Genomic DNA, 11,493 nt, shown 5'->3' with positions numbered 1-11,493 from the left:
TCTGAGACACCTGCACCTTCTACCAGACCAGCATCGAGTTCCGTCGCCGCCAGGTCACGTCCGTCGGAAGGAGCCTGCTGAAACCGGTCGCCGTATCAATCCAGCCATGACAGGTTGCAGACCAGCAATCCCGCGTCCGATGCCAGAGCCCACTCTGGGAACCCGTGGCCGGCTGTTGGTCGATCCGACGGCATTCGGACGGGCCCGGCGCGCGTGCGACGCACCTGGTCGGTGCGGGCGAATGGGGACGTGACACCGCATCGAGCCCGCACCCCGTGCCGCCGCCGTTCACCACCATCGCCTGGCGTCTGGGCCAGCTCAGCGAGATGCTGGCCCTACGCCAGGAGGTGCTGCATCACGGAGCAGAGATCGCCCTGCTACGCGACCTCTACCGGGTACGACAGCACTGACGAGCGTCACGGACCGGAGGATGGCCATGCCGGTCTGCCGCGTCGGCACGCCCTGTTCCATTCTCCCTGCCCTCTCTGTTGGATCTGCTGGATCTGTCGCGACTGCCCGGGCTGCCGCCACCAATCAGGCATCATGTACTCGCGTCTGGAACGGCGTTAGCGATCTTCAAACCGGGGATTACGAACGGGGAGCATTGCCTCGGAAGGGTGTCTCATGAATCACGTGACCGTCCGTTTCCTCGGCGGGCCCGCCGACGGTGCCGTTCGCGATCTACCAACCGAACCCGACGGTCGTCCACCGGCGCACTGGGTCCTGTCTCAGCACGACGATGCCGACGCCGCCGGTATCAACGCCGACCACCTGTACGAACGCGCCCCCGATACCGAGCAGGACGACACCTGGACGATGCGGTACGTCAGGACCGACCCGCTCGGCATGAGTGAATAGAAGCGATGCCGGCGCGTATGCATCGGACTCGGGAAGTCGCCGCACGCACGGCACTTTTCGCGAAAATGTTCCGACGATCAGGCACCACCGGATTCCACCCGTAGCTGACATCGATATCTGCTTGTACGGTACGCAGGATCACCGCCGCGAGAAAGCGCCAAGCGTCCGCTCGACCCGACGGTCCGGCACCAGCCACATGAGCGCGACCGCGACATAGACGGCCAGAGAGAGCCAGCGGTTGACCGCAGCAAACCCGATCCCAATCGCATAGAGTACCGGCGATATCTTTCCCTTGAGGTCGCGGCCGACCGCGATTGCGAGGGTCGACCTATTACCCTGCACGCGGATGATGGCACTCCGCAGTACGAAGTAAGCCACTGCCGCAGCCAGCAGGACAATGCCGTAGACGGCGGCGGGCGTCGCAGCGAACTCGTTCTCGCCCATCCACCCCGTGGTGAACGGGATGAGCGACAGCCAGAACAGCAGATGCAGGTTGGCCCAGAGCACCAGCCCACTCACCCGGTCGGTCGCCATGAGCATGTGGTGATGGTTGTTCCAGTAGATACCCAGATAGACGAAACTCAGCACGTACGACAGGAAGACCGGTGCCGAGTCGGTGAGCGCCGACCAGGTGGTGCCATGCGGGATACGCAGGTCGAGCACCATGACAGTTATCAGAATCGCGATAACTCCGTCGCTGAACGCCTCCATACGCCTGGTTGGCACTCCTCGACCCTACCGGCAACGGCGCTGGCAAGCAGCGCGCTTTGCCCAGGTCGGAGACCAGTTCGGCAAAGGAGAAGCGTATCGACCGGCCGACTCGCCCCGGAACCCGACCCGGCGCGCTCGTCAACGTACCCGGCAACCGCTTTCTGTCGACAGAAAGTGCAAGCTCGACAAATGTCGGCAACGGCATCTGCGCCGAACCGGTTGCGATTCGGCGAAGCGGGATTCGGTAAGGGCACGGATCCCGTCGCCGCACCTTACCGGCACGTCAGGCACAGCACGGCAGGCACGGCACGGGTCAGAAAAGCCTCGGTTCGGCGACGCGCGGAAAACTCTTCACCGGGGCCGTTCGCGGACGACAGCACCGGGTGTCGTTGAATTCAGCTGTCACCGTGATCCCACGATGCCAAGAAATGACCACACGTGTTTCCGCCCGGAGCGGGCCCGCCCGGTACCCTGCGCGGTATGGCTTCCAAGGACGACGGCGACGAATGGCTCATCCGGCTGCCGGAGCGGCTGGAACACCTGCGTGACATCGGCGCGCGGGAGGACGAACTGGACCTGGACTTCTCCCTGCGCTCCCTGCCGGACCTCGAGCGGTACCTGACGGACCGTTTCGAGGAGCCGGAGGTCATGGACCAGGACGAGGACGCGGAGTGGATCATCGAGGGTGCCGCAGCGTACGTCGGTGAGATGCTGCTCCGGTTGGCCGGCGGCCACTGGGAGCCGACCGACGACCCGAGGCCGTGGCACGTACCGCCGATCCACGCCGACCAGGCGCTGGCGCTGCCGTCGCTGGCACCACTGGACCTGGTCCTGACGGCGGTGCGGGACCGGACCGGGGACGTCTTCGAGCGTCAGTACGCCGACTGGACCGCTACCGTGCAGGCGTACCGGACGGCGCACCCGTCGTGGTCGCCGACCAAACAGCCGACGCCGCTGGTGGACCCGGTGCCGGTCGTCGAGTCCGAGCGTGAGTATCTGGCCCGCTGGCTGGCCACGCGGGAACAGTCGTTCCCGAACTGGGTCGCACGGTACGGCCAGGGCACCACGTGGGACTTCTCGGTGGCGTCGCTGGCGGTGTTGGGCGCGCTGGTGCTGCGGGTCACCCCGACGCTGGAGGCGTTCCACGCCCCGGAGCAGGCCGAGTTCGTCGAGGGGGCCGCCTGGTACACCGGCGAGTCGCTGCGCCGGGCGAGGAACGGCCACTGGACGTACCGGCACGGCGATCCGGAGGTCAACCCGTACGGCGGCCAGCCGTACGTGCGGCAGCAGAAGGACGGTGGTGCCGCCGGCCTGCCTCATCTGGCACTCAAGACGCTCGTGAAGCGGCATGATCCGCAGTTGCTGGTCGACCAGTACGAGGCGTTCATGGCGTAACGCTCGGCAACCACCCCACCACGGTTTCATTGACACATATGCAGGCATTCGTGAGACTGGGGTGGACTTCTCCGGCGCCAGGCGCCGGATCCCGCCGTCCGGGGAGTGGACGTGGCCCATCGAACACTGCCGCACCGGGTGTCCATGCGCCGGATGGCGGCGTTCCTCGTCGTGCTGGGCATGGCGCTGTACGTGGCCGTCGGCACGGCACCGGTCTTCGCCGCGCCGAGCCCGGCGCCCACCGCCGTGCCGAGCGAGTGGTACGAGCCGCTGCCCGGTCAGGGCGTGGACGATCCGGACTTGATCGGGCCGAGGGAGGCCTTCCGCTACGAGGCAGCCCCCCACCTGCTGGAGTACGCCGATCTGGACCCGCCGAAGCCCGAGGACCTGCTCGGGCTCAAGCGCCGCGAGGCGTACACGTACGGAACCCTGAACCGCATGCTGGCGGAGTGGGCGGAGAACAAGGCCCCGGGGTTGGTCAACCGACCCGCCAGCGAGGTGAAGAAACGCTGGAAGGTGTTCGTCCAGCGACACGTGCGAGGCGTCGACAGCAACAGCCGGGGCGACGGCTTCGCCGACTGGGTCTTCGGCAAGGTACGCATCGCCGGCTCCGACGACTACGTCTTCGATGAGAAGGTCGACCCCAGATACCCGGTCGAGCCGGACGCATTCCCGGTCAAGCCGCACCTCAAGCGTGGCTTCGAGGTCAAGGACACCCGCCAACTGACCAAGCGCGCCCAGGCACAGCTACAGGGCTACGTCGAACTCGTCGACGGCACCGGCAACCAGGTCGTGTACGTGTTCCGCGTCAAACCGACCAAGGGCACGCTGAGTCAGATCGATGATGCCAACAAGTCGACGGCGGTGAACGAGGCCCGGATCGCCGCCGGTCTGCCGCCCGCCCCGGCAATCGTGGTCCGCCTCATGCCAGCGATCCCGCAGCCCACCCCGACCCGGGACCCCGCGTACGAGGCGGACAAGGCCCGCCGGGCAGCCAGCGGCCCGGCGCCGTCGGCCACCGGCAACGACCCTGGCAACGACCCCGGCAAACCGGTCGGACCTGCCCCCGTCCCGCCGAAGGGTGGCGGCGGGATCATGATCGCGCCCGGCGCACCGCAGCACCCCGTCGACGGTGGACTGAGCGACGCGATCGCCGACTCGCCGGACTCTCCCGACGAGGCCGCCTTCGGCCAGGAGGTGCTGGACCAACTCGGCGCGGACCTGGGCAACGAGGACCTCGGCGCGGACCCGCTCGGCGGCGTCGACTTCTCCACGCTCGAGCTGCGCTACGTCGCCGACACCTACCAGGGCGGGCCCGGCCTGCAGTACGCGTTCAGTGCCCAGCCGGCACCGGAGGATCACCCCTCCTACGGCGGACGACGCGCGGCCCTGACCGCCTCCGACGCGTTCTTCGTCTGGCTGGTGCTCCCGACGAGCGCGTTCACCGTGAACCTCAATCCTGACGAGCCGAACCGGATCATCGACTCGCAGTTCGGGCGGACCGACGCCGGCCGGATCCTGCTCGAGGCCGACCTGGAGATGAAGAAGACCGTCGCCAAGCTGATCCATCCCGACTCGGCTACCGGCAAGCGGTACTGGGACGGTCTGGTCGGTGAGACCAAGTGCGTGTCGATGCGGCAGTGGATCGTGCCGGCACCGGCCACGGTCCGGGAGGACCAGGGCCAGCTGTACATCCTCGACGCACCCCTGTCGGTGAAGATGGAGACCGACTACGTCAAGTCCGTCGGTGTCGGGGGCTCCGAAGCGGGCTGTGCCAGGCAGAGCGACGCGGAGACGAAGCAGAACGAGAGCCTGTACCGGCGGCTGATCCTTCCGCAGATCGAGAAGGCGGTGAACACCGCACCGGAGTACGCCGACCTGCGGCGGGTCTACGTCAGCCGGGTCGCGGCGCAGTGGTACCGCGAGCGCAGCGAGACCAAGCGCACCACGTACTCGCACCTGATCGACCGGGGTGACGCCAGCGACTGGCCGGCCCGCCAGCCGTGGAGCCCGAAGGAGGTGTGGCGGCGTTACGTCAAGTCGTACACCGACGGCGAATTCAAGGTCAAGCGCACCACCCAACGGGGCAACATGATCGAGACCGTCACGTACGTCTACGGCGGTGTGGACCTGACCGACGTCCCACGGTCCCGGCTGAACGCCGACACGTTCTCCGGGCAACGACCCGAGCTGTCGACGGCGGTCCGCCAGGCCACCTACGCCGCTGCCAGCGAGGGTGACCGCAACCTGGTCTGGCTCGGCGGCGAGTCCACCGCGCGGCCACTCACCGAGCTGCAGGCGGCCCGCCGCAGCCCCACCTCGAAGCCGGCGTTCTGGGTCCTCACCACGCTGCCGCTGCTGCTCTGGCTGGTCGGCGGCGCAATCCAGCTCGCTCGTCGCCGGGGCCGACGACCGTCACCATCGACAACCGCGACGACCACCGGCCCGTGACGCGTCGACCAGCCGAGGATCCGTGATGACCAGGAGACCCGCAGCGCGATCGGTCAGCCCTACCGTGGTGTTCGCCGGCTGCTACCTGCTGGCCGGCATCGCTGCGGTGCAGGTCGTCGCCGCCGTCGCCAGCTACTACGCGGTCCCGGACGCCATGCGGCACTACAGCGACCGCGCCGGCGACGAGGCAGCCGGCCAACTCGCGGCCGTCGGGCTCGTGCTGCTCACCACGCTGTCGCTACTCACGGCTCTGGTCTACCTCATCCTCGCCCCGCTGGCCGCTGGCGGGGCGAACCCCGCACACGTGATCAGTTGGATCATGGCCGGGCTGACCATCGTCGTGTGCACCGTCGCGCTCGTCGTCGGCCCGTACGACGCCATCAGCTGGTACCGCCAGCTCACGCTCGCCACCACCATCACGACGCTGACGTTCGCGGTCACCGCCACCGTGCTGCTCGCCCTGCCCGGCGCGCGGACGTACTACCGCAGGCTCCGGCAGGCCATGCCACGCCCGATGCCCGACTACCGGCCGTATCCGGGCGCGTACCCGATGCCGTACGGTCACCGGGCACCCGGCACGCAGCTGCCCCCGCAGCCACTTCCACCCCCGGGCCCCCCGCTCCCTGCGCCCGGCCCGCCCGTCTGGCGGCCCCAGGGCGTACCCCCGGGCCCGCTGGCGGCACCACCCGCACCCCCGGCGCAAACGACGCCGCCACCGGAACCGCCCCTTTGACGGCAAGCGGGAACCCGCGAACGGCCAGAGCGGATGGGACAGTTTGCCAGCGCAATGGCTGCCCGCTCCGAGGCATCGCCCGGCCAGCCACCCTGCCGGCCCCATCGAGTCCGTCGCCTTGGGTATGGTCCGCGTATGCCGATCAAGACCTACACCGGCACCGCGTCATTCCCGGTTGACACGGCAGACGACGTCACGGCACTGGTGGAGCTTCTCAGTCGGGCGGCAGTCGACGACAAACTACGCAACGACCTCGGCGATCACTTCGCGTACGTCGCCGGAGTGTGTCCGGAATGGTTCCGGCCGCATCAGGAAACCGTCATTACCCAGTTTCTCGACGTCTTTGACGTCACGTTCGACAACCTGTGCGTACTACTGAACGGAGCACCCGCCACCTGCGTGGAGCGCCTGGAACGGCGACTGCGGAACCGCTGGTCGTTCCGGGAAGCCTGGGCGCTTGCGGCAATCGGCACCGAACCCGCGCTGACCGCGATCGCCGACCTCGTCCGCGAGGGTACGGACCCGAAGGAATTCGAGGACTCGGGCATCTGGACACCGTCGACCGGTCCAGCACAATACCGGTTCTCACCGCACCGACGGGTCGTCGAGCTCCGGTCGGCGTCCGGCCCGGCGGAACTGGTCGACGCAGACCATCCGGTCGGAATACGGCTGGGACAGATCGTCCGCCATCCGGATTCCACCGCGATCGCCTGGCATTACCTGTCGCTACGCCTCTCCGAGGTTCCCGGGATGCCGGACTGGCCGACCGACCGGGTGCATCTGGTGAGTCCCCAGGGCTCGGTGGGCTGGACGTTGACGGCGGCACTCGATCGGGATGGCTTCTGGCACAGCGAGATCGTCACGTTCGACGAGCCCCCCGAGAACGACGTCGAGGATTCCGTCGACAACGACGACCAGGGCAGTATGGGTGTGGTCGTGCTCCGGCCGTACGACGACAGCCTCACCTACAGCAACGGTCACGTCCTGTCGACGCCAGGTATCTTCGGCACGGCTGGCGGCCCCGCGATAGGTCTTTATCCGAACCCGCATTGCCGCTCGTGCGACCGGTTGATGTTCCACGTGGTTACGGTGCAAAGCCAAATTCGCGAGTACGGGCACGGCTGGCGCAGCTTGTACCTGTGTGAGGAGTGCCAGTTCACGACGTGCACCGCGACGAACTGGAACTAGTGCCTCGTCATGCAGCCTTGAACGGGTAATCCGGGTGGCGGATCTTGGAGTTGACCGCGAATCCGGATTTGGGTCGGGAGTGTTGGTTGCGCCAGCGGATGTAGTCGCCGATGGCGGTGTTCTGCTCGTGGTGGCTGCGGTGGTCGGCGCCGTTGAGGGTGAAGTAGCGGACGGCGGCGAACTCGGCCTCGATCCAGTTCAGCCACGATGCGTAGGTGGGTAGGAACACCAGGTCGATGCGGTTGGTGGTGCACCAGGCCCGGACCTCGGGGTGCTTGTGTGGGGAGAAAGTTGTCGCAGATCAGGTACAGCTTCTGGTTGGGCCAGCGGCGGCGCAGGGTTTGAGGAAGGACAGCAACTCTCGCCACCGTTTACGGTCGCGGATGCGGTAGTGCAGTTTCCCGGTGGCCAGGTCCAGGGCGGCGATCATGTGTCGTATTCCCTGGTCGCGGGTGTAGGTGCCCGTAGCCGCACCGGCTGACCGTGGGGCCGCCAGGCTCGGCCGGGGCGGGGTTGCAGGTTCAGTGGCCCGAACTCGTCGATGCAGATCACGCGGCCGTCCGCGGGTGGGTGGTCGTAGAGGTCCAACACACGGCGCATCTTGGTGGTGAAGTCGGGGTCGTTGCTGGTCTTCCATGTCTTGGTGGCCTGCCAGGACACGCCGCGTTCGTGCAGGATCCGGCGCAGGGTTTCGATGCTGATCGTGGTGACGTGGCCGGTCTCGACCAGGTAGTCGCGCAGCTTGGCAAGGGACCAGCAGGAGAAGGGTTTGCCGAGGAAGCGGGGGTCGCACCGGGCGATGACGCAGATCCAGTCACGGGCCTGTTCATCGATCCGTTTCGGTGCGCCCCCGCTCCATTTTGGGTCGAGTGCGGTGAATCCCTGTTCGTTAAAGACGTGGATCACGTCGCGGACGTAGTCCTCGCTGGCCTTGAGTAGGTGGGCGATGTCCGGGGCCGGTTGGCCTTGGGCGGACATCAGGACCACGATCGCCCGCCGTAGCTTCACTGGGTCCTTCGCGGTGCGGCTAATCCGTTGTAACCGCTGGCCCTCGGCCATCGACACTTGCCGGACGAACACCTCTGGGCGTCTGCCCACCGGCCATCACCTCCCACATGATCTGTTAGGAGACAGCCTGCCCGAAACATGACCGGAACCAGCGGATTACACGATCAACGTTCAAAGACGAGGCGCTAGCCGACACCTGCGTGTGGTCGAGGCGGCCTCATTGCGCCGGGCGCCATTGGGCCCGGTAACCCGGGCCGTCGGTGTGATACCGCGTTCCTGTCGGAGAGAGGTCCCAGCGCCACTCGACCCTCATCCGGCCAACGTCCGTCGGCATGTTGCGGTGTGGCTCGAGCAGCCTGGCCAGCTCGTCATAACGGGCATTGACGCCGTGACGTTCGGGGTGGCTGTCCAGCGTGGCGGTGCCAGCCTCGTAGCGGCCGTTCCACTCGACGAAGATCGCCCATTGCTCGCGTTCCCAGGCCAGCGCTTTCTGGCCGGCTGGCCAGACGAAGTGCTCGTCGTCCGGAGCATCAGGGCGGGCGTAGGCGTTGACCGCCCTGAAGTAGTGCGGCACTCCGTTGATGTCGCCCAAGCCGCCTCGCGGCCCGTCGTACCAGTCCAGTTCGACGTAGACGGGTTCGAACTCCTCGTCCGGCGAGGCATCCTCACGCGAGTCGACCACCGGAGAAGGCTAGCCGGCTTCGGCCCAATGCATCGCTCGACTCACTACGCTGCTCGATAACGCGTGCCTGCCTGTCTTCTCCCCGGTGGGCGCATACGATCATTGACTGCGCTCGCACTCTGGGAGAAAGGTTCTCAGCGATGTCTGGCACAGCCCCGACACCGGCCCATCTTTCTGCGGCGCTGGATGGTCTTTGCCGAGAATCCGGTATTGCCGACCGGGCTGGTCCGCCGGCTGCTAGCCTACCGGCGCGGGTTTGGACACGTGGCCACACGAGCCGACCTGACCGCCGATCTGATCACCGAGATCATCGCCACGGACCACGACTGGCTGCTACATTCGCTCGCACTCAACCGGCATCTGCCCTACGCCGTACGGTTGAGACTTGCTGAGCATCGGGATCCCGCTGTCCGGGCCGCACTCGCCCGATGGTGACCAGAGGCCCCGGAGGAGATACGGCGAGTCCTGCTGACCGACCCCGTCGACACGGTCCGAGCCGCCGCCTGTTCCACCTACTACGCACGGCTACCCCACCCGGTCCCGCCCGCCGACCTGCTACCGGGCCTGCTCGACGACCCGGTCACCAGGGCCGGTGTAGTGCGGCATTTGACTCTCACGGCCGATACGGCCCTGCGGTTGGCCGACGACCCGAACTACGAGGTACGCCGACAACTGGCTGGGCATCCGCAACTACCCTCGGGCCTGCGGGACCGCCTCGCCGAGGATTCCAGCGCGTACGTACGCGTCGGCATCTTCGTCCGACCGGACACCCCCGAGCCGACACGACAGCGGATCTACTACGCGATCCAGCAGGGTTCCGGCCAATCGGTCGACGAGTTGGATGCCGATCTCGACAACGATGCCTTCCTCCAGAAGGTCGAGGACCACTTCGCCGTCACCGAGTTGAGACCTCTGCGTCTGGAATGGGTGGCCGCGGACCCGATACCGCATGTGACCTCGCCGTACGTATGTTTCCGCCGCTGCGCAGCCAGTAGTCGCTCACTTCCACCGGAAGCCGTGATGCGACTGCTCAACGACGATGAGAGCATCGTGCGTACCACGATGGCCACCCACGCTCCCCACCTGGTCGATCTGATCACTGCGGACCGCATCGATCGCGAGTTTCGACCGGACAAGAGGACAGGCTGGCGTCCGGCTGACGACTTCACCTTCCCACCGGAGACCCTTCGCCGATTCGCAACCGATCCCGACCCGAGAATGCGTTGCCTCGCGCCCCGGGACCCGGATCTGCCCGCTGACCTGGCCGAGCGATTAGCCGCAGACCCCGACGGCTCGGTACGCCGCGCAATCGCTCCTCATCCACGCCTGCCAACGCGTGTGCTGATCACCCTGCTCGCGGATCCGAGCGAATGGATCGCGCGAGCGGCTGCGGCTTCGCCATCCCTGCCAGCCGCAGACATGGAGCGACTCCTCCTTCTCGCCGGCGTCTGACCGCTGATGCGATCCCCGCTCGCGGTCATGCGAACCTGGAACGATCCAGGCACGTCTCGGGCCCGACCTCGGTCTGGAACTGCAACTCCAGCGTCTCGCCTCGTGGCTACGAGGCGAGACGCCTTCGCCGTCATGATGCGCATCGCGATGGTGGGCAACCCCACCACCCTACGCGCTCCCTACAAGCCACCCTTGATCTGGCTGGGTGTGTGGACACACACCCAGCCAGGGAGGCGACCCTCTCAGGATTGCTCGGAACGCCGCGCCAGGAACTGCTCCATCGTCCGCAGCTTGTGGCGTCGGGCCACCATCTCGATCTCCCCCGGTTCGGCCCCGGAGCGGATCAGGGCGAGAAGCGCATCGTGCTCCTCGACGGATGCCCGCGATCTACCCGGCACGAAGGTGAAGCTCGAGCGGCGGATCAACGCGATCCGCTCCCACTCGCGCTGCAACAGGTCGTGCAGGTGCCGGTTCGGGCACGTCGCACACAGGACCTCATGGAACTGATGGTTGAGGTCGGTGAAGCGGACAGGGTCGAACCGCTCCCCCAGCATCTCGCGCATCTCTTCGTTGATCTCGTTGGCCTTGGCTATGTCCTGTTTGGTCAGTCGCCCGGCAGCCAGGGCCGTGGCCATCCCCTCCAGTACCGCAAGGGTCTGCATCGCATCCGCGTAGTCGGAGGTGTTGATGCCGGCGACCTCGGCTCCGACGTTACGGATGAAGGTGACCAGGCCCTCGGCTTCGAGCCGGCGCACCGCCTCCCGTACCGGCACCGGGCTGACGCCGAACTCCTTGGCCACCTGTCCAAGCACAAGTCGGAAGCCCGACGAGTACGTACCGTCGAGGATCCGCACGCGGAGGCGTTGGTAGACAGCCTCCGACTTCGACAACGACGCCGGAGTGCCCACACCCGTCGTGCCTACCAATGCCGCCCCCTCACATCCTTGCCATGCAGGCAAGAGTAAAGCATCTCATATACAATATTCGGCCAGTTCAACCGCGTGTCACGGCGGAA

The 11,493-nt window shown here is 66.8% G+C and carries 14 protein-coding genes; 8 read left to right on the top strand and 6 right to left on the bottom strand.

Features of this window, described 5'->3' with window-relative positions; translation table 11 throughout:
- Nucleotides 1-164: 164 nt before the first annotated feature.
- Together ACFQ4H_RS05865 and ACFQ4H_RS05860 are read left to right on the top strand one after the other, a co-directional pair.
- Nucleotides 165-410 carry a hypothetical protein gene (locus ACFQ4H_RS05865; protein ID WP_377567784.1) on the top strand — a complete coding sequence of 82 codons (246 nt, stop codon included), beginning with the start codon at nt 165-167 and terminating at the stop codon, nt 408-410.
- A gap of 214 nt (nt 411-624) precedes the next feature.
- Nucleotides 625-858, top strand: a complete 234-nt coding sequence (locus ACFQ4H_RS05860) for a hypothetical protein (protein WP_377567782.1) — start codon at nt 625-627, stop codon at nt 856-858.
- A 138-nt stretch (nt 859-996) separates the two neighbouring features.
- On the opposite strand, the gene ACFQ4H_RS05855 is transcribed toward ACFQ4H_RS05860, so the two are convergent.
- Nucleotides 997-1,569: a TMEM175 family protein gene (locus ACFQ4H_RS05855; RefSeq protein ID WP_377567780.1), complete on the bottom strand. Its 573-nt coding sequence runs from the start codon at nt 1,567-1,569 to the stop codon at nt 997-999.
- A gap of 480 nt (nt 1,570-2,049) precedes the next feature.
- Here ACFQ4H_RS05855 and ACFQ4H_RS05850 point away from each other — a divergent pair, with 480 nt between their 5' ends.
- The 4 genes from ACFQ4H_RS05850 (at nt 2,050) to ACFQ4H_RS05835 (ending at nt 7,336) form a co-directional block, all read left to right on the top strand.
- Nucleotides 2,050-2,964 carry a hypothetical protein gene (locus ACFQ4H_RS05850; protein WP_377567778.1) on the top strand — a complete coding sequence of 305 codons (915 nt, stop codon included), beginning with the start codon at nt 2,050-2,052 and terminating at the stop codon, nt 2,962-2,964.
- 111 nt (nt 2,965-3,075) lie between these two features.
- On the top strand, nt 3,076-5,415 hold the full coding sequence (locus ACFQ4H_RS05845; RefSeq protein ID WP_377567776.1) for a hypothetical protein: 2,340 nt from the start codon (nt 3,076-3,078) through the stop codon (nt 5,413-5,415).
- Nucleotides 5,416-5,440: 25 nt separating this feature from the next.
- Nucleotides 5,441-6,148 (top strand): hypothetical protein, encoded by a 708-nt coding sequence (locus tag ACFQ4H_RS05840; protein WP_377567774.1) that lies wholly within the window; start codon nt 5,441-5,443, stop codon nt 6,146-6,148.
- 135 nt (nt 6,149-6,283) lie between these two features.
- Nucleotides 6,284-7,336, top strand: coding sequence for a hypothetical protein (locus ACFQ4H_RS05835; protein WP_377567772.1), 1,053 nt, complete (start codon nt 6,284-6,286; stop codon nt 7,334-7,336).
- Nucleotides 7,337-7,343: 7 nt separating this feature from the next.
- Here ACFQ4H_RS05835 and ACFQ4H_RS05830 read toward each other — a convergent pair whose 3' ends face one another.
- The 4 genes from ACFQ4H_RS05830 to ACFQ4H_RS05815 all read right to left on the bottom strand — a co-directional run bounded on the left by ACFQ4H_RS05830 (nt 7,344) and on the right by ACFQ4H_RS05815 (nt 9,026).
- On the bottom strand, nt 7,344-7,565 hold the full coding sequence (locus ACFQ4H_RS05830) for a transposase (protein ID WP_377567770.1): 222 nt from the start codon (nt 7,563-7,565) through the stop codon (nt 7,344-7,346).
- Between the two features lie 72 nt (nt 7,566-7,637).
- Entirely contained in the window at nt 7,638-7,766 is a 129-nt protein-coding gene (locus ACFQ4H_RS05825) for a hypothetical protein (RefSeq protein ID WP_377567768.1), read from the bottom strand.
- Nucleotides 7,763-8,314, bottom strand: a complete 552-nt coding sequence (locus tag ACFQ4H_RS05820) for an IS630 family transposase (protein ID WP_377567766.1) — start codon at nt 8,312-8,314, stop codon at nt 7,763-7,765. Before ACFQ4H_RS05820 ends, ACFQ4H_RS05825 begins: the two co-directional genes overlap by 4 nt.
- 247 nt (nt 8,315-8,561) lie before the next feature.
- Nucleotides 8,562-9,026, bottom strand: a complete 465-nt coding sequence (locus tag ACFQ4H_RS05815; RefSeq protein WP_377567764.1) for a hypothetical protein — start codon at nt 9,024-9,026, stop codon at nt 8,562-8,564.
- Nucleotides 9,027-9,290: 264 nt separating this feature from the next.
- On the opposite strand from ACFQ4H_RS05815, the gene ACFQ4H_RS05810 reads away from it, so the two are divergent.
- Both ACFQ4H_RS05810 and ACFQ4H_RS05805 read left to right on the top strand, forming a co-directional pair.
- Nucleotides 9,291-9,461, top strand: coding sequence for a hypothetical protein (locus tag ACFQ4H_RS05810; RefSeq protein WP_377567762.1), 171 nt, complete (start codon nt 9,291-9,293; stop codon nt 9,459-9,461).
- Nucleotides 9,462-9,632: 171 nt separating this feature from the next.
- Nucleotides 9,633-10,478, top strand: a complete 846-nt coding sequence (locus ACFQ4H_RS05805) for a hypothetical protein (RefSeq protein WP_377567760.1) — start codon at nt 9,633-9,635, stop codon at nt 10,476-10,478.
- A gap of 242 nt (nt 10,479-10,720) precedes the next feature.
- On the opposite strand, the gene ACFQ4H_RS05800 is transcribed toward ACFQ4H_RS05805, so the two are convergent.
- Nucleotides 10,721-11,386: a GntR family transcriptional regulator gene (locus tag ACFQ4H_RS05800; protein ID WP_377567758.1), complete on the bottom strand. Its 666-nt coding sequence runs from the start codon at nt 11,384-11,386 to the stop codon at nt 10,721-10,723.
- Between the last annotated feature and the right edge of the window lie 107 nt (nt 11,387-11,493).

Source organism: Micromonospora sonneratiae (assembly GCF_042679305.1).
Classification (GTDB): Bacteria; Actinomycetota; Actinomycetes; order Mycobacteriales; family Micromonosporaceae; genus Micromonospora_H; species Micromonospora_H sonneratiae.
Note: the sequence above shows the minus strand (reverse complement) of the source record. Positions and strands in the feature narration are given on the sequence as shown.

Coding starts and splice junctions, on each gene's coding strand:
- ACFQ4H_RS05855 (WP_377567780.1), bottom strand. CDS start 1,569: ATGGAGGCGTTCAGCGACGGAGTTATCGCGATTCTGATAACTGTCATG.
- ACFQ4H_RS05850 (WP_377567778.1), top strand. CDS start 2,050: ATGGCTTCCAAGGACGACGGCGACGAATGGCTCATCCGGCTGCCGGAG.
- ACFQ4H_RS05860 (WP_377567782.1), top strand. CDS start 625: ATGAATCACGTGACCGTCCGTTTCCTCGGCGGGCCCGCCGACGGTGCC.
- ACFQ4H_RS05825 (WP_377567768.1), bottom strand. CDS start 7,766: ATGATCGCCGCCCTGGACCTGGCCACCGGGAAACTGCACTACCGCATC.
- ACFQ4H_RS05835 (WP_377567772.1), top strand. CDS start 6,284: ATGCCGATCAAGACCTACACCGGCACCGCGTCATTCCCGGTTGACACG.
- ACFQ4H_RS05820 (WP_377567766.1), bottom strand. CDS start 8,314: ATGTCCGCCCAAGGCCAACCGGCCCCGGACATCGCCCACCTACTCAAG.
- ACFQ4H_RS05840 (WP_377567774.1), top strand. CDS start 5,441: ATGACCAGGAGACCCGCAGCGCGATCGGTCAGCCCTACCGTGGTGTTC.